The sequence below is a fragment of the Streptomyces sp. NPDC048331 genome (assembly GCF_043201215.1).
GTDB lineage: Bacteria > Actinomycetota > Actinomycetes > Streptomycetales > Streptomycetaceae > Streptomyces.
On record NZ_JBICYT010000024.1, the window covers coordinates 62,791 to 79,642 of the forward strand.

Annotated in this window: 13 protein-coding genes and 1 tRNA gene; 13 read left to right on the forward strand and 1 reads right to left on the reverse strand. The window is 72.6% G+C overall.

Annotated features, from left to right (window positions below):
• Positions 1-90: 90 nt before the first annotated feature.
• From ACGFYY_RS29265 to ACGFYY_RS29320, 12 genes are all read left to right on the forward strand, one after another.
• Positions 91-651 (forward strand): YqgE/AlgH family protein, encoded by a 561-nt coding sequence (locus ACGFYY_RS29265; RefSeq protein WP_365273287.1) that lies wholly within the window; start codon positions 91-93, stop codon positions 649-651.
• Between the two features lie 28 nt (positions 652-679).
• Positions 680-964, forward strand: a complete 285-nt coding sequence (locus tag ACGFYY_RS29270) for a DUF3039 domain-containing protein (protein WP_030010729.1) — start codon at positions 680-682, stop codon at positions 962-964.
• A 166-nt stretch (positions 965-1,130) separates the two neighbouring features.
• Positions 1,131-2,768, forward strand: coding sequence for a beta-N-acetylhexosaminidase (locus ACGFYY_RS29275; RefSeq protein WP_393713903.1), 1,638 nt, complete (start codon positions 1,131-1,133; stop codon positions 2,766-2,768).
• Between the two features lie 319 nt (positions 2,769-3,087).
• Complete coding sequence (locus tag ACGFYY_RS29280) at positions 3,088-3,972, forward strand: FAD binding domain-containing protein (RefSeq protein ID WP_393713985.1); 885 nt, start codon at positions 3,088-3,090, stop codon at positions 3,970-3,972.
• Positions 3,969-6,053 carry a 2Fe-2S iron-sulfur cluster-binding protein gene (locus ACGFYY_RS29285; protein ID WP_393713905.1) on the forward strand — a complete coding sequence of 695 codons (2,085 nt, stop codon included), beginning with the start codon at positions 3,969-3,971 and terminating at the stop codon, positions 6,051-6,053. The genes ACGFYY_RS29280 and ACGFYY_RS29285 overlap by 4 nt, the downstream gene beginning before the upstream one ends.
• Positions 6,054-6,094: 41 nt before the next feature.
• Positions 6,095-8,395: a xanthine dehydrogenase family protein molybdopterin-binding subunit gene (locus tag ACGFYY_RS29290; RefSeq protein WP_393713987.1), complete on the forward strand. Its 2,301-nt coding sequence runs from the start codon at positions 6,095-6,097 to the stop codon at positions 8,393-8,395.
• Between the two features lie 159 nt (positions 8,396-8,554).
• The gene (locus ACGFYY_RS29295; RefSeq protein WP_393713907.1) at positions 8,555-9,100 is read left to right on the forward strand and encodes a hypothetical protein; all 546 of its coding nucleotides are present in this window, start codon (positions 8,555-8,557) and stop codon (positions 9,098-9,100) included.
• On the forward strand, positions 9,097-10,560 hold the full coding sequence (locus ACGFYY_RS29300; RefSeq protein WP_393713909.1) for a hypothetical protein: 1,464 nt from the start codon (positions 9,097-9,099) through the stop codon (positions 10,558-10,560). Before ACGFYY_RS29295 ends, ACGFYY_RS29300 begins: the two co-directional genes overlap by 4 nt.
• 21 nt (positions 10,561-10,581) lie before the next feature.
• Positions 10,582-11,754 (forward strand): type VII secretion-associated serine protease mycosin, encoded by a 1,173-nt coding sequence (mycP, locus tag ACGFYY_RS29305; RefSeq protein WP_393713911.1) that lies wholly within the window; start codon positions 10,582-10,584, stop codon positions 11,752-11,754.
• A gap of 55 nt (positions 11,755-11,809) precedes the next feature.
• Positions 11,810-12,232: a hypothetical protein gene (locus ACGFYY_RS29310; RefSeq protein WP_365273304.1), complete on the forward strand. Its 423-nt coding sequence runs from the start codon at positions 11,810-11,812 to the stop codon at positions 12,230-12,232.
• An 8-nt stretch (positions 12,233-12,240) separates the two neighbouring features.
• Positions 12,241-14,523 (forward strand): hypothetical protein, encoded by a 2,283-nt coding sequence (locus tag ACGFYY_RS29315; RefSeq protein WP_393713913.1) that lies wholly within the window; start codon positions 12,241-12,243, stop codon positions 14,521-14,523.
• Positions 14,520-15,068 carry a hypothetical protein gene (locus ACGFYY_RS29320; protein ID WP_393713915.1) on the forward strand — a complete coding sequence of 183 codons (549 nt, stop codon included), beginning with the start codon at positions 14,520-14,522 and terminating at the stop codon, positions 15,066-15,068. The genes ACGFYY_RS29315 and ACGFYY_RS29320 overlap by 4 nt, the downstream gene beginning before the upstream one ends.
• A gap of 56 nt (positions 15,069-15,124) precedes the next feature.
• Here ACGFYY_RS29320 and ACGFYY_RS29325 read toward each other — a convergent pair.
• Positions 15,125-15,196: transfer RNA gene (locus ACGFYY_RS29325), tRNA-Cys, on the reverse strand.
• Positions 15,197-15,376: 180 nt separating this feature from the next.
• Between ACGFYY_RS29325 and ACGFYY_RS29330 the strand changes: the two genes are divergently transcribed.
• Positions 15,377-16,822 carry an MFS transporter gene (locus tag ACGFYY_RS29330; RefSeq protein ID WP_393713917.1) on the forward strand — a complete coding sequence of 482 codons (1,446 nt, stop codon included), beginning with the start codon at positions 15,377-15,379 and terminating at the stop codon, positions 16,820-16,822.
• Positions 16,823-16,852 lie beyond the last annotated feature (30 nt).

Here is a 16,852-nt window from a genome sequence, read left to right on the forward strand (position 1 = left end):
TCCTCGCTGCCGCCGTGCGCCCTGAGCTGCGATCGATCCGATCTTTCCGCCCGCTCCCCGGAAACGGCCGATGTGCGGGATCATGGCGGCATGACCGAGGTGTCCTCCCTCACAGGGCGGCTGCTCGTGGCCACCCCCGCCCTCGCGGACCCGAATTTCGACCGCGCGGTCGTGCTACTGCTCGACCATGACGAGCAGGGCTCTCTCGGCGTGGTCCTGAACAGGCCCACCCCCGTCGGCGTCGGCGACGTCCTGCTGCCCTGGGCGCCCCTGGCCGGCTCGCCCGGTGTGGTCTTCCAGGGCGGGCCGGTGGCCATGGACTCGGCCCTGGGGCTCGCGGTGGTCCCGGGCGAGGAGGGTCCCCTCGGTTGGCGCCGCGTGCACGGGGCGATCGGACTGGTCGACCTGGAGATGCCGCCGGAACTGCTGGCCGCGGCCCTGGGCGGCCTGCGGATCTTCGCGGGCTACTCCGGCTGGGGCCCGGGTCAGCTGGAGACGGAACTCGGCGAGGGTGCCTGGTACGTGGTGGAGTCGGAGCCGGGGGACGTGTCCTTCCCGGATCCGGAGCGACTCTGGCGGGCGGTGCTGCGCCGCCAGCGCAGCGACCTCGCGATGGTCGCCACCTATCCGGACGACCCGTCGCTCAACTGACCGGCGCGGGGTTAAGTACCCTGGGTCCATGAGCACTCTTGAGCCCGAGCGCGGGACTGGCACGGGGACCCTCGTAGAGCCGACGCCGCAGGTGTCGCACGGTGACGGCGACCACGAGCGCTTCGCCCACTACGTCCAGAAGGACAAGATCATGGCGAGCGCGCTCGACGGGACCCCCGTCGTCGCGCTCTGCGGCAAGGTCTGGGTACCGGGCCGGGACCCGAAGAAGTACCCGGTCTGCCCCATGTGCAAGGAGATCTACGAGTCCATGGGCCCCGGTGGGGACAAGGACAAGGGCGGCAAGGACAAGTAGTCCGGCCTCCGGCCCTCCTTCTTCCGCGGGACCAGGACCCCCGGCGCGCCACAGCGCGTCCGGGGGTCTTTGCCGTGCCCGCACGGCGCGTTAGGGTCGGCGCGACGAGCGCCCCGCGGAACGAGCGTTGCGCAGGACGCAACACGCGGTCGTGAAGGGCTGACGCATGGACTTGATCCCCGCACCTCAGGTCGTACGGCTCGACGAGGGCGGCCGCCGCTTCGCGTTCGGCCCCGAGCCGCTCCTCGACGCCGGCCCGGGAACCGGAACGACCGCGCGCTGGCTGCGGCGGGAACTGGCGGCGGCCACCGGATGGGAGCTGCCCGCCGCCCCGGCCGGCGTGAGCGCGCAGCTGCGGCTGCGCATCGACCCGGACGTCGAGGGGGACCGGGGACCGGAGTCGTACCTCATCGACATCGGCCCGGACGGCGCGGAGCTGACGGGCGCGAGCGCGGCCGGGCTGTTCTGGGCCGCCCAGACGCTGCGTCAGCTGCTCGGGCCCGACGCGTACCGCAGGGCGCCGCTGCCCGGCCGCACGTGGAGCCTGCCGTACGCCTCGGTCGTGGACGGCCCGCGGTTCGGCTGGCGCGGGATGATGCTGGACGTGGCCCGGCACTTCATGCCCAAGGACGGCGTGCTGCGCTACATCGACCTCCTCGCCGCGCACAAGCTCAACGTGCTGCACCTGCACCTCACCGACGACCAGGGCTGGCGGATCGAGATCAAGCGCCACCCGCGGCTGACCGAGGTCGGCGGATGGCGCCCGCGCAGTCGCTGGGGGCACCGGGCCTCGCCGCTGTGGAACGAGACCCCGCACGGCGGCTTCTACACCCAGGACGACATCCGCGAGATCGTCGCCTACGCCGCCGAGCGGCACGTCCGGGTGGTCCCGGAGATCGACGTACCGGGGCATTCGCAGGCCGCCATCGCCGCGTACCCGGAGCTGGGCAACACCGACGTGGTCGACACCGCCGCGCTGGGCGTGTGGGACGACTGGGGGATCACCGAGAACGTGCTCGCGCCCACCGAGGCCGTGCTGCGCTTCTACGAGGGGGTCTTCGAGGAGCTGCTGGAGCTGTTCCCGGTGGAGGTCTCACCCTTCGTGCACGTGGGCGGGGACGAATGCCCCAAGGCGCAGTGGAAGGCCTCCGCGGTCGCCCAGGAGCGGATCCGCGAGCTGGGCGTGGACGGGGAGGACGGGCTGCAGGCGTGGTTCGTCCGGCACTTCGACGGCTGGCTCGCCGCACGCGGGCGGCGACTGATCGGCTGGGACGAGATCCTGGAGGGCGGGCTCGCGGACGGCGCCGCCGTGTCCTCGTGGCGCGGCTACGAGGGCGGCATCGCCGCCGCCGAGGCCGGGCACGACGTGGTCATGTGCCCCGAGCAGCAGGTGTACCTGGACCACCGGCAGGCGGGCGGCCCGGACGAGCCGATGCCCATCGGGTACGTGCGCACGCTGGAGGACGTCTACCGCTTCGAGCCGGTGCCGCCGAAGCTGTCGCCGGAGGCCGCCGCCCACGTGCTGGGCGCGCAGGCCAACGTCTGGACCGAGGTGATGGAGAACCAGGACCGGGTCGACTACCAGGTGTTCCCGCGGCTCGCGGCCTTCGCCGAGGTGGTGTGGTCGTGGCAGCCGGCGCCGCAGGAGCGCGACTTCGCGTGGTTCGAGGGCCGGATGCCCGCGCACTACGCGCGGTTGGCCGCCCAGGGGGTCGATTACCGGCCGCCGGGCGGACCGTTGCCGCGGCAGCGGCGGCCCGGGGTGCTGGGGCGCCCGATCGAGGGCGCGCCCCCGAACGTGTGACGCGTGGGTGACGACCTCGACCGGAACCGAAAGGGAACGGGAGGGGAAGTCTGCCTCAATTTCCCTCGATACAGGGAAAATCGGGCAATCAGGGAGAAGGGTCGTCGAAGGCGGTGCGACAGGGCCGTACGACCCGTACGGGACACCGTGCCCGGGGCAGGACGCAGGGGGCCGACCCTCGCGCCGGGCGGCCCGGGAGATGTGCCAGAGTTGCCACGTCCCGGCGGTGAGCACGTACCGTACGGCGGAACAGGCGTGAGCGCCGGAACCGGGACATCGGGAAGGGGCAGCTGGGTTGACCACGCACGCACCGCACGCACTGGATTCACCTCAGGGGCCGCACGGCCCGCAGGCGGCGCAGTCCGTGACGCTGCCGGCCTCGCTCGACGAGGCCGTGGCGGCGCTCACCGCCATGCCCGCCGCCGTGCCGGTCGCCGGCGGCACCGACCTGATGGCCGCCGTCAACGCAGGGCTGCTGCGGCCCGCCGCACTGGTGGGCCTGGGCCGGATCAACGAGATCCGCGGCTGGCAGTACCAGGACGGCCACGCGCTGCTCGGCGCGGGCCTCACGCACGCCCGGATGGGACGGCCGGATTTCGCCGCTCTGATCCCCGCCCTGGCGGCCGCGGCCCGAGCCGCCGGCCCCCCGCAGATCCGCAACGCCGGCACCCTCGGCGGCAACGTCGCCACCGCCGCGCCGACGGGTGACGCGCTGCCCGTGCTGGCCGCGCTGGAGGCCGTGCTCGTCATCGTCGGCCCGGGCGGGCAGCGGGAGATCCCGGTGTCGTACCTGCTGGCCGGGCGGGAGATGCTGCGGCCCGGCGAGCTGATCGGCTTCGTACGGGTGCCGCTGCTGCACGCGCCGCAGGTGTTCCTGAAGGCCACCGGCCGTACCGGCCCGGGGCGTGCCGTGGCGTCCGTGGGGCTCGTCCTGGACCCCGCGCGCCGGGGCGTGCGCTGCGCCATCGGCGCGGTCGCCCCGATGCCGCTGCGGCCGCTGGAGGCCGAGCAGTGGGTGGCCTCGCTGATCGACTGGGACGGCGGGCGGACCCTGGCCCCCGAGGCTCTGGAGGCCTTCGGCGAGTACGTCGCGGCCGCGTGCGTGCCCGACCAGGGCGAACCGGTGGCTCCCGGAGTACTGCATCTGCGGCGGACGGTGGCCGTGCTGGCACGCAGGGCCCTCGGGAGGGCGCTGACCTCATGAGCGAGAACGAGAACGAGAACGTGACCCAGGGGAACGGCACGGCGGGCTGGGGCTGGGAACCCGTCCCGCAGGGCGGCGAGTACGACTCGGACGCCACGGCCTTCGTGAAACTGCCGCAGGACATGCTGGACGCGCTCGGCACCGGGGAGCCGCTCGCGGCACCCGGGCACGGCTACGTGCCGCCGCCGATGATCGTGCCGCTCGGCACGGCCGGCACGGACCCGGCGGCCACCGGGACGTGGACGATCCCGGTGCAGTGGCCGGAGGCCGGCGGCTCGGCGCAGACCGATCCGGCGGGCGGTACCGGTGCGGGTCAGGGCCCCGGTTCCGGGTCCGTGGGCGGGCCGATCCCGGCGGCGATCCCCATCCCGGCGTCGGTCGCGGCGGCGTTCGCCGAGGCGGAGCCGGAGCAGCCGGTGACCGATCCGAGCGCGACGGCCGAGTGGCGCTTCCCGGAGGCGGCGCACGAGCCCGAGCAGGTCGGCCCGGCGACCGGCCAGTGGGCCGTGCCCGAGTACAACGATTTCCCCGAGCCCTCGAACGACTACCGGCCGAGCGCCCTGGACGCCGACTGGAGCCAGGCCCCGGCGACGCTGCCGGGCGGCGCCCCGGCGCCGTGGGCCTACCTGACGCAGCAGCCGGCCGAGGACGCGAACGCCGACACCGGCGCGGGTGCCGCCGGCGGTGTGCTGCCCGGTACCGACGAGGCCGCGGCCGCTTCGGCCGCCGCCGCGGCGACCGGGCAGGCCGCCGGGCGGCTGCTCGGCGGGCCCGGAGTGGGCGCCGCCGGACGCGGGCCGCGGGTGCTGGGCGGACCCGGGGTGGGCACGCCCCTGCCCGAGGGCGAGCCGGCGCACCAGGCCCCGCACGACATCGAGGCCGCGCACGGCCCGGCGGCGGAACAGCCCGAGGGCGCCAGGGCCACGGACCACGCGCAGCGGGCGGACCACGCGGAGCACGCGGTCCAGGACGCGTACTCCGGGCACACGGGTCACACGGCCCTGGGGGAGTACGCCGAGTACGCCGGGTACGCGGAGCAGGCCGGCTACGCCGAGCCGGCCGCCGTGGCCGACCCCGCCCCCGTCGCCGACCCGGAGCCGGAGTCGCGGCCGGAGTCGCGGCCGGTGACTTCCCCCGAGCTGGATCTCTTCGGCGGGGTGCGCGCCCAGGCGCCGGCCGCCGAGACCGCGCAGCCCGACGGCACCGACGGCCACGGCTTCACCGCGTTCGGCCACGCGCCGGAGCCCGGGCCCGAGGCCGTGTACGAGGCCGCGCACGAGGCGGAGTCCGCCGCCGCGCCGGAGTCCGACCCCAACGACGGGGACGGGCCGGCCGCGCAGGAGCCCCCGGCCGACCGCATGCCGACCGAGGACACCGCCGACAGCGAGGGCGCACTCCCGGACGAGGGGATCGGCCGAGGTCTCCCGGCTGAGGAAGCGACGTACGAGGAAGACGCGACAGCCGGGGCCGTCGCCCATCACGAGCACCCGTCGGCCTCCTACGTCCTGCGCGTCAACGGCGCCGACCGGCCCGTCACCGGCGCCTGGATCGGCGAATCCCTCCTGTACGTGCTGCGTGAGCGGCTCGGCCTCGCGGGCGCCAAGGACGGCTGCTCGCAGGGCGAATGCGGCGCCTGCGCCGTGCAGGTCGACGGCCGGCTCGTCGCCTCCTGCCTGGTCCCGGCCGCGACGGCCGCGGGCAGCGAGGTCCGTACCGTCGAGGGGCTCGCGACGGACGGGGAACTCTCGGACGTCCAGCAGGCGTTGTGCAGGTCGGGCGGGGTGCAGTGCGGGTTCTGCATCCCCGGCATGGCCATGACCATCCATGACCTGCTGGAGGGCAACCACGCCCCCAGCGAGCTGGAGACCCGGCAGGCCCTGTGCGGCAACCTCTGCCGCTGCTCCGGCTACGCGGGGGTCGTCGACGCCGTGCGCGAGGTCGTCGCCGAGCGCGAGGCGGCGGCCGCCGAGCCGGCCGCCCCGGGCACGGGCGGTCCGGGCCAGGGGCAGGGACCGGAGCCGCGCATCCCGCATCAGGCAGCGCCCGGCGAGGGCGGCATCCACCACGGAGGCACGGCGTGAGCGGGCAGGACGCGGCGACGGCGACGACAACGGTCAACACCATGGTGACGGCCATGGCCGCCGGCGGATCCGAGGCCACCGAGCCGCAGGAACCCCGCGGCATCGGCGCCTCCGTCCCGGCCGCGGACACCCGCGCCAAGACCGAGGGCACCTTCCCCTACGCCGCCGACCTGTGGGCCGAGGGCCTCCTGTGGGCCGCCGTGCTGCGCTCCCCGCACGCCCACGCCCGGATCCTCTCCATCGACACCACGGCCGCCGCCGAGATGCCCGGCGTGCGCGCCGTCGTCACCCACGCCGACGTGCCCGGCGCCACCACCCACGGCCGCCGCATCGCCGACCGGCCGGTCTTCGCGCACGACGTCGTACGCCACCACGGCGAGGCCATCGCCGCCGTCGCCGCCGACCACCCGGACACGGCCCGGCTCGCCGCCGCCGCGATCGCCGTCGAGTACGAGCTCCTCGATCCGGTCACCGACCCCGAGCAGTCCTTCGGCGCCCCCGCCCTGCACCCCGACGGCAACCTGATCCGGCACATCCCGCTGCGGTACGGCGACCCGGAGGCCACCGGCGAGGTCGTGGTCGAGGGCCTGTACCGGATCGGCCGCCAGGACCCCGCGCCCATCGGCGCCGAGGCCGGACTGGCCGTGCCGCGCCCCGACGGCGGCGTGGAGCTCTACACCGCGTCCACCGACCCGCACACCGACCGCGACCTGGCCGCCGCCTGCTTCGGACTGGAGCCGGACCGCGTACGCGTCGTCGTCACCGGCGTGCCCGGCGCGACGGCCGACCGCGAGGACGCCGCCTTCCAGCTCCCGCTCGGCCTGCTCGCCCTGCGCACCGGCTGCCCGGTCAAACTGGCCGCCACCCGCGAGGAGTCCTTCCTCGGCCACACCCACCGGCACCCGACCCTGCTGCGCTACCGCCACCACGCGGACGCGGAGGGCCGACTGGTCAAGGTCGAGGCACAGATCCTGATGGACGGCGGCGCCTACGCCGACGCGTCCTCCGAGTCCCTGGCCGCGGCGGTCGCGTTCGCGTGCGGCCCGTACGTCGTCCCGCACGCCTTCGTCGAGGGCTGGGCGGTACGCACCAACAACCCGCCGTCGGGCCACGTCCGCGGCGAGGGCGCCATGCAGGTGTGCGCCGCGTACGAGGGCCAGATGGACAAGCTCGCGGCGGCCCTCGGCATCGACGGGGCCGAGCTGCGCATGCGCAACGTCCTCGCCACCGGCGACCTCCTCCCGACCGGCCAGACGGTGACCTGCCCGGCCCCGGTGGCCGAACTGCTCCGCGCGGTCCGCGACTTCGAACTGCCCGCGCTGCCCAAGGACGCCCCCGAGGACGAGTGGCTGCTGCCGGGCGGCCCCGAGGGCGCGGGCGAGCCGGGCGCGGTACGGCGCGGGGTGGGCTACGGCGTCGGCATGGTCCACATGCTCGGCGCCGAGGGGACCGACGAGGTCTCCACCGCCACCGTGAAGGTGGTGGGCGGCGTGGCCACGGTCATCTGCGCGGCCGTCGACACCGGCCAGGGCTTCGCCACGCTGGCCCGCCAGATCGTCCAGGAGGTCCTGGGCGTCGACGTGGTCACGGTGGCCCCGGTGGACACCGACCAGCCGCCGGCGGGCGCGTCGGCGCACGGCCGGCACACGTGGGTGTCGGGCGGCGCGGTGGAGCGGGCGGCCAAGATGGTCCGCACCCAGCTCCTCCAGCCGATGGCCCACAAGCTGGGCATGTCCACGGAGCTCCTGCAGATCCAGGACGGCCGGATCACGTCGTACGACGGCGCGTTCTCGATGTCGGTCTCGGAGGCCATGGCGGGCAAGGAACTGTGGGCGACGGCCCAGTGCCGCCCCCACCCCACGGAACCCCTGGACGCGGACGGCCAGGGCGACGCCTTCGTGGGCCTCGCGTTCTGCGCGATCCGCGCGGTGGTGGACGTGGACATCGAACTGGGCTCGGTCCGCGTCGTGGAACTCGCGGTGGCCCAGGACGTCGGCCGCATCCTGAACCCCCGTCAGCTGGAGGCCCGGATCGAAGCGGGCGTCACCCAGGGCGTGGGCGCGGCCCTGACGGAGAACCTCCGCTCGGTCGCCGGCCTGATCCGCCACCCCGACCTCACGGGCTACGCCCTGCCGACGGCACTGGACGCCCCGGCGGTCCGCATCGTCAAGCTGGTCGAGGAGCGCGACGTGGTGGCCCCGTTCGGCGCGAAGGCGGCGAGCGCGGTCCCGGTGGTGACGACCCCGGCGGCGGTGGCCTCGGCGGTCCGCGCGGCCACGGGCCGCCCGGTGAACCGCCTACCGATCAGGCCGTCGGCGGCGGTCGGTACGCCCAACTCATGACCGTGTGACCCGCATTGCACGTGCAACCCTGGACTTGGGCCTGTCGGTACCGGTCGCTAGAGTGATCGGTACCGGTGTGCGCGTACGCGCGGACACGGGTGCGAACGGGGACGGGGAGCGGCGCCTGCGCCATTCCTACGGGGAGACGGGGAGGCCAACGTGGCAGACGACAACGGGGCAGGCACGGTCCAAGCGGCCCTCACGCTGGGGCTGGTGGGCCCGATGGGCGCGATCGCAGGCGCGGCCTACGGGGCTACCGCTGCCGCACTGCGGGTCCAGTACGACGAATTGAAGGACTACCAGAAGCTCGTGGACGGGCTTCTGACGACGCTCCGGGAATCGTCGGCCCATCACGGGAAGCTGGCCGACGGCACGCTGCCGACGTCAGCCCTGGGCAAGGGCTTCGCCCAGGCCGGCAAGCTCTACACGGCCTACAACACCGTCCACACGGAGCTGCAGAACCTGTCGAAAAGCCTGGCGGTGCAGATCGAGGCCCTGGGCATCGCGATCCAGTCCGCGAACGGCGGTTACAGCGAAGTGGACGAGGAGACGAAGCGGCGTATGGGCCTCCTCGCCAAGCAGGCCCATGACCAGTACATCGAGGAACGCGACCCGTACGCGGACAAGAAGGCCGACGGCGGACAGCCTGCCACGCCGAACACGCCGCAGCCGAACGCGACGAAGAAGGGTGGTGCCGTCGGATGAGCGAGTTTGAGGGCCTTACGCACGCACAGCTGTACGGCATGATCGCTGCGATCGACCCGGACAAGGTCTACGACTGCTCGGCGCTGCTCACCAACGCCGCCAAGACGATCGACGAGATCGGGAGCAAGCTCAAGGACCACAAGGTCAAGGGCTGGGAGGGCGAAGCGGCCGACGCTTTCCAGAACTGGGTGAACCAGACGGGAAGTGCCACGCTGGAACTGGCCAAGTACAGCGCCAACGGCGGCAAGTACATGGCCGAGACGGCGCAGATCATGCGCGAGGTCGCGCCCACCACGTACGGCGCGGGCGACATGCCGATGTACAGCGCGTCCGCGGAGGCGACCCTCAAGCAGAACCTCGCGACGTCTCGGGAGTACCACAACGACCCGGACGCGGTGAAGATGGGCCAGGAGGCGTGGTCGCAGCTGAGCGGCGACCACGCGCGGGCCGTCGATGCGATGACCAAGCTGGCCGGATCGTACGAGAAGTCCACGCAGCACATAGAGGCTGTGAAGCCCCCGACGTTCCCGCCGCCGCCGGACGTGCTGGTGCCGCCGGCCCGCGATGGCGAATACGACGTGGCGAGGTCTAGCGGAGAAGCTGGCGGAGGAGTTGGCTCTACAGGCTCCTCGTATACGGCGACTGGCCCGTCGCACAGCGTGTCCTCGGACGATCCCGGACCGGTCGCCAGCCGTCCGCACCAGCCGGACAGCACGGTGCCATCGGTGCCGATGCCGTCGATTCCGGACCGCGAGGTGGGTGTCGACCTCGACACCGTCGGCACGCTTCCGGAGCGGACCGTGCCTCCGGTGACGACCCTGCCCAGCCCGCTGCCCACCGGTCCCGTCAGCCCCACTCCTGGACCCGTCCTCCCGCCCATCGGCTTCCCGCCGGTCGGAGGCGTGAGGCCGCCCGGCCTCACCGGTCCTCCGGGCCTTGGCCCCTACCCGGGATTGGGTGGTCCCACGACTCCCCCTCCTGGCGGCAAGTCCCTCGGGACGTTGGGAATGCCCCCGCGTGACAGCGGGATCACGGGCGGCCGACCCGTGACATCCACCGGCCCCAGCGCGGGCATCCCGCGCGGCAACGTCATCGGGGAAGGCGCTCACGCCGGCCGTGGCATGGGCGGCGGCATGGGTACCGGCTTCGGCGGTGGTCACGGCGGACAGAACGGCTTTGCGGCAGGTCGTCGACTCGCCTCGGAGCCGGGAGGTATCGTCGGAGGGAAGCCCGCCACAGGCGCTCGTCCGATCGCGAACGGCCAGCCGTTCACCCAGGGTGGCTCGGGGCTTGTGCGCAACGGTGCGGGTGGCGCGGGTGCCATGGGGCACGCGGGTGCACGTACGCAGTCTCCGGGCAAGCAGCGGGACGAGCAGCACGGCGAACGTCCTGACTACCTGGCCGAGGACGAAGAGACCTGGCAGGCCAACCGTCGTGTTGTCCCGCCCGTGGTCGACTGAACGGAACGGACGTTGCACGGGATGCGCATGCGTAAGGCGACCTCGGCCCTCGTGGGCCTCTTGCTGGCCGGGGTCGCCGCGACCCCGGCCCACGCGGCCACCATTCGATCGCAGCAATGGCATCTGGACGCCATGAAGGCGGACGAGATCTGGAAAATCAGTACAGGGAAGGGCGTCACCGTCGCGGTCATCGACGATGGGGTCAGGGAGATCCCCGAACTGCAAGGCCAGCTCGTTCCCGGCAAGCGCTTCACCCCGGACGGCGCCGACGGCCCCACCGACCAGGGCGGTCATGGCACAACTATGGCTGCCTTGATCGCCGGAACGGGAAAGCACCCCAGCGGCGACGGTGGCTACGGCCTTGCCCCCGGCGCCAAGATTCTCCCCATCCTCGTTGCGAATACTGAAAAGGCGACGCCGACCTGGGTTGCGGCGATTCGCTACGCAGCCGACTCGGACGCAAAAATCATCAATGTGTCTCTGGGAATCGGAGGCACTCCGGAAGATGATCTGGCGCGGGCCGAAGCGGTGAAGTACGCCCTTGCGAAGGGAAAGCTGATCTTCGCCGCTGTCGGCAACACCGGGAATTCGACTAACCGGATCGAGTACCCGGGCGCGACCCCTGGGGTGGTCGGCGTTGGCGCGGTAGACGCCAGTGGTGAGCCGACCCAGGAATCACAGCACGGTCCCCAAGTTGAGATGGCCGCACCTGGCATCGACATCTTCACGGCATGTTCGGGTAAGACGGGGGTTTGTAAGAACCACGGCACCAGTGACGCGACTGCCCTCGCCTCCGCCTCCGCCGCACTCCTCTGGTCCGCCCACCCCGACTGGACCAACAACCAGGTGCTTCGCGTCCTGTTGAACACCGCCGGCAAGCCCTTCGACGGTTCCCAGCGCAACGACTACGTCGGCTACGGCGTGGTCCGGCCCAGTGCCGCGCTGAAGAGTCCCGGTGACCCCGGCCCCGCCGACGTGTACCCGCTGCCCGACCTCGCGGCGGCGGATGGGGCGGCCAAGAAGCCCTCCGCCTCCGCCGACGGCAAGGCCCCCGACGCCGCCGCGTCCACACCCGCCGCGCAGGCCGAGTCGAAGAAGAGCGGCAGTGTGCTTCCCTGGGTCGCCCTCGGTCTGGGAGCCTGCGTGCTGATCGGTGGAGCCGTGACCGTGGTCGTCGTACGACGTAACCGCTGACCCGGGGCCGATCGGACCGGACCGGACCCGCACCCTGACTTCGGGAGTTCACGCGATGTCGTTCGACGAGGAATGGTCGGCGGCGCGCGCCACGGCCACCACCAACGTGACCATGCGTCTCAATCAGGTGCCCGTCGACCCCGGTGGCGGCGGCAGCGGTGACCTCGAGCTCCATCAGGACCACATCGGTGCGATCGGCTCCGAGGCGTACAAGCTGCACACGCGCCTGCAGACCGACGGCAAGCACGCCGCCACCGCCACCGCCGAAGCCGCCGGGGCCCTCACGAAGGAGGGCTTCGCGAGCGGGGCGGCGTTGCTCAAGGCGCACACCGCCTGGGAGGGCCAGGTGAAGACGCTCGTGGCCGCCTGCGCCAACATCTCGAACGGCCTGAACTACTCGCTCGCCTCCCACGCCAAGGACGAGCAGCAGCTCCACGCGGACTTCACCGCGTCCGCGATAGACACATACCTCAAGTAGGCGCCCTCATGCTGACGTACGAGAACGTGATGAACGCGCCCCTGGGCAAGCTCCAGACAGCCGTCACCGACTGGACGGCCATGGCCGGCAAGCTGGACGAGATGGCCGAAGCCGCGCGCAACGGCATGAAGGCGAAGTCCGACAAGGCCGAGTGGAGCGGGGTCACCGCCGGGGTGGCGCGCGGGTTCGTCGACAGGACGGCCGAGGAGTTCGAGGACGCGGCCAAGGCCGCCAAGGGCATGCACCAGGTCCTCGCCGACGCGCACGCGACGTTCAAGGCCGCCCAGGACGAGCTGAAGAAGCTCACCGCCGAGGCCCCGGAGGCCGGCTTCCGGGTGGATGTCGACGGGCGGGTCACGGCCATCCCGCTGCCCACCGAAGGGGAGCGGAACGCGGCCCGCCACGACCCCGACTACCAGCAGACCCTGAACACGGCCCGCAACGCCTGGCAGACGCGGATCAACCGGGCGATCGAGGACGCCCAGGACGCCGACGACTCCCTGGTACGGGTCCTCCGGGCGAACGTCGCCGACGAACACGACTTCAGCGGACCGAAGTTCACCACCCTCGACGCCGAACAGGTGGCCCGCGCCGCCGATCTGATGAAGAAGGTCACCGGCGAGGGCGGCACGGCACGCAACGTCGAAGCGCTGCGCGAGCTGGAGGAACTGCTCGACGACAACCGGGCGGACCCCGAGTTCTCCACGGGCTTCTACCGGACGATCGGCGCCGAGGGCACGCTGGAGATGTACTCCACCCTGTCCCTCGACGCCACGGGCCTGGGACCGGCGGGCAAGGACCGCGCGCTGATGGTCGCGAACATCCAGAGCGACATGGGAGCGATGCTCGGGCTCGCGACGCACAAGGACGTCCCGAACCACCTCGACGCGGCCTGGACGACCCAGCTGATGAAGGCGGGCCGCAAGGAGATGGCCGTCTACGGCGGCGTGCAGCAGATCTACGGATACCAGGCCCTGGGCGCGTTGCTGCGCGAGGGGAAGTACGACACGGAGTTCCTCACCTCGGTCGGCCGCGACATGGTCGCCATGGACCGTAAGGACCCGAGGGCCTGGGAGTTCCACACCCCGTACGGGCTGGAGACGGTCCTCAGCCAGGGCCAGGACGGCCGCGGCTTCTACCCGCTGACCGGTCTGATGGAGGCCCTCGGCAACAACCCGGACGCCGCGACGGCCTTCTTCAACGAGCCGGTCCGTGAGGACACCGACAAGGACGGCATCGTCACGAAGAACGACAAGCCGGTTTCGGGGCAGCACGGCAAGGACCAGGGCATGGTCGACTACATGCTCGACAAGAAGCCGTACATGGACAGCTTCGACATCAGCCTGACCGGCGACATGCACCCCGCCCAGCAGGCGGTCGGTGACGCCCTGATGGCGGCGGTCTCGCACCGCACCCCGGGTGACGAGGACTCCCCGCCCGTCCCGCACACGAAGGAGATGGCGGCGGTCATGGAGCGGGTCGTCGAGAAGATCGGCGACGCGCCGGAGCTGGTCGACGCGGACCCGAAGGAGTCGGACGGCCCGCTGAACGGGCTGTCGGGGCACTTCGGCCAGATGGCGGCCGAGTACATGCCGGACTTGCAGGCCGCCGCGGAGAACGGCAGCGGCACGATCAAGGCCAACGGTGAGATGGCCGAGTTCGACAAGGCCGGCATGGCGCGGTTCATCGGGGCGGTGGGCCAGGATCCGGAGGCCTACGGTGCGATGACCACGGCCCAGCGGACCTTCACCACGGCACTGGTCAATGACGTCTTCACCCACCGGGGCGAGTACGAGGACGTCGACGCGGCCGTCAAGGTCGCGGTGCACCCCGGTGGACAGATCGCCGGCATGCTCTCCGAGGCCCGGGCGGAGGGCACGTTCGGCGAGAACGCCCACCAGCAGGAGGAGTACGTCAAGGGCGTCGAGGACAGTGCCAAATGGGTCAACCGCGGTATCACCGCCGCGGGCGGCAAGTATCTCGAACTGGTGCCGTTGGCCGGTGACGTCGTCGAATGGCTTCAGGAGGACATCACGGAGAGCGTGGTCGAGGGGGCCGAGAAGGACGCGGCGAAGAAGGTCGAGGGCAGCAACCAGAAGGCGGGCGAGGAGTACGTGCGCGCGCAGACCGGCGCCTCCGACTCGGCCGCGGCATCGGTCCGCATCGCAGCCCGCGGATCCGGACTGTCCGAGCGGACCATCGACTCCTACGCGGGTGTCGCGTCCACGGAGACGGCGAACGCCTACTCGGTCGGCCGGGACCTGGTGGCCACCATGAACGGTGGATCATGACGGCCCGCCCCCGTACGTACCGTGCGGTGGTCGCGGTCGCCGCGGGAGCGGCACTGCTCGCCGGCTGCTCCGACGACAAGGCGTCGGCCGCGCCCGAGCTTCCGGCGTCCACCTGCTTCGGGGCCTTCACCCCGACGGAACTCGCACCCTTCATGGGTACGGGTGAGGAGGCGCGGGTGGCCGGGCCGGCCGATGTGCGTCTGAGCGCCGGCCGCAAGAGCGCGATCTGCAACATCTACGTGGACGGGAAGACCCGGTTCTTCGCGTCGGCGGAGCGTCTGCCGCAAGGGCAGCACTTCACCTGGGCCCCCGCGGTCGACGAGCAGAAGCCGGAGCCGCTTCCCTTCGCGGAGAACAGCAAGCTGTGGGACGGCGGTGCCGCGATCTTCCTCTCGTGCGACGGCCCCACCGACGCCTTCGAGCTGAAGCTGTGGCTCGACGGCTCCACGGAGCACATCGAGCAGGGGGAACGCCGCCCCCTGTTCGCGGGACTCATGAAGAAGTACCTGGACTTCGCCAGGCAGCAGACCGGGTGCGGTGCCTGAGCCCGGAAGAGCGCGGGCCGCCCAGGGGTGCGCCTCCCCCTGGACGGCCCGCAGCGAAGCCGTGACCGGAATCGAACCGGCGTAACTCGCTTTGCAGGCGAGTCCCTCAACCACTCGGGCACACGGCTGTGTGGTGGTGACGCGCATGACGCTACGGGGGCCCGCCGGCCCGGGGAAGGGATGCGCGGCCCGTGCAACGCGACTGCCATACCGCGTTCACAGTCCGGCGGACCTAGGTCTGTCGGACGAGAGCGGGATCCGTCGAATTGACAGGGTCACTCCGGGGCTACGCACCTTACTCTGGGGCGATGAGCGCCCTTGAACCCCGCGTGCCCCAGAGAACCGCACCGATCCCGCCCCCACCCCAGGGCGGGATTCTCGGGCCCGCGTACCGGACGCTCAGCATCGGGATCATCTCCGTCGTCTTCCTCATCGCCTTCGAGGCCACCGCCGTCGGCACGGCCATGCCCGTCGCCGCCCGCGAGCTGCACGGGATCGGGCTCTACGCCTTCGCCTTCTCCGCCTACTTCACCACCAGCCTCTTCGGCATGGTCCTGGCCGGCCAGTGGGCCGACCGGCAGGGGCCGCTGCGGCCGCTGACCGTCGGCATCGCCGCCTTCGCCTCCGGGCTCGTGATCTCCGGGACCGCCGGGGTCATGTGGGTGTTCGTCCTCGGCCGGGCCGTGCAGGGCTTCGGCGGCGGGCTCGTCATCGTCGCCCTCTACGTCGTCGTCAGCCGGGCCTACGAGGAGCGGCTGCGCCCCGCGATCATGGCGGCCTTCGCCGCGAGCTGGGTGGTCCCCTCGATCGTCGGGCCGCTGGCCTCCGGAACGGTCACCGAGCACCTCGGGTGGCGATGGGTCTTCCTCGCGATACCGGCGCTCGTCGTCGTCCCCCTGGTGGTGGCGCTGCCCGCGATACGGCGGACCGCGTCCGGGCCCGTCGACCCCGACGCCCCGCCGGTGGCCTTCGACCGGCGGCGGATCCGGCTGGCCTTCGGCATCTCGGTGGGGGCCGGGCTGCTCCAGTACGCCGCCCAGGACCTGCGGTGGCTGTCGCTCGTGCCGGGCATCGCCGGCGCCGCCCTGCTCGTGCCCGCCGTGCTGGGGCTGCTGCCGCGCGGGACCTACCGGGCGCGGCGCGGGCTGCCGTCCGTGGTGCTGCTGCGCGGAGTGGCCGCCGGGTCGTTCATCGCGGCCGAGAGCTTCGTACCGCTGATGCTGGTCACCCAGCGGGGGCTCAGCCCGACCATGGCCGGGTTCTCGCTGGCGCTCGGCGGACTCACCTGGGCGGGCGGCTCGTGGGTGCAGTCCCAGGGCCGGACGGAGCCCTACCGGGAGCGGCTGATGGTGGGCGGCATGGTGCTGGTGGCGCTGGCCATCGCCGCGGCGCCCGCCGTGCTGATCGAATCCGTGCCCGTGTGGACGCCGGCCGTGGCCTGGGCGATCGGCTGCCTGGGCATGGGCCTGGTGATCGGCTCCACCAGCGTGCTGCTGCTCCAGTTGTCCGCGCCCGAGGAGGCCGGGTCCAACTCGGCCGCGCTGCAGATCTCGGACGCGCTGGCGAACGTCGTGCTGCTGGCCGGCGGGGGCGCCGCCTTCGCCGCCCTGGGCGGTGGCGCGGTGGGCGCCGCGCACACCGCCGGCGCGTCGGCCTCGCACCCGGCCGCGTTCGCCGTGGTGTTCCTGCCGATGGCCGCCGTCGCACTGGTCGGGGCCTGGGTCGCGACCCGGCTGGACCCCGCCGACACCTGAGCGACCCGAATCCGGATGTGCCGCGGGCGG

Coding starts and splice junctions, on each gene's coding strand:
- ACGFYY_RS29300 (WP_393713909.1), top strand. CDS start 9,097: ATGAGCGAGTTTGAGGGCCTTACGCACGCACAGCTGTACGGCATGATC.
- mycP (WP_393713911.1), top strand. CDS start 10,582: ATGCGCATGCGTAAGGCGACCTCGGCCCTCGTGGGCCTCTTGCTGGCC.
- ACGFYY_RS29315 (WP_393713913.1), top strand. CDS start 12,241: ATGCTGACGTACGAGAACGTGATGAACGCGCCCCTGGGCAAGCTCCAG.
- ACGFYY_RS29270 (WP_030010729.1), top strand. CDS start 680: ATGAGCACTCTTGAGCCCGAGCGCGGGACTGGCACGGGGACCCTCGTA.
- ACGFYY_RS29320 (WP_393713915.1), top strand. CDS start 14,520: ATGACGGCCCGCCCCCGTACGTACCGTGCGGTGGTCGCGGTCGCCGCG.
- ACGFYY_RS29290 (WP_393713987.1), top strand. CDS start 6,095: ATGGTGACGGCCATGGCCGCCGGCGGATCCGAGGCCACCGAGCCGCAG.
- ACGFYY_RS29310 (WP_365273304.1), top strand. CDS start 11,810: ATGTCGTTCGACGAGGAATGGTCGGCGGCGCGCGCCACGGCCACCACC.
- ACGFYY_RS29330 (WP_393713917.1), top strand. CDS start 15,377: ATGAGCGCCCTTGAACCCCGCGTGCCCCAGAGAACCGCACCGATCCCG.
- ACGFYY_RS29275 (WP_393713903.1), top strand. CDS start 1,131: ATGGACTTGATCCCCGCACCTCAGGTCGTACGGCTCGACGAGGGCGGC.
- ACGFYY_RS29285 (WP_393713905.1), top strand. CDS start 3,969: ATGAGCGAGAACGAGAACGAGAACGTGACCCAGGGGAACGGCACGGCG.
- ACGFYY_RS29265 (WP_365273287.1), top strand. CDS start 91: ATGACCGAGGTGTCCTCCCTCACAGGGCGGCTGCTCGTGGCCACCCCC.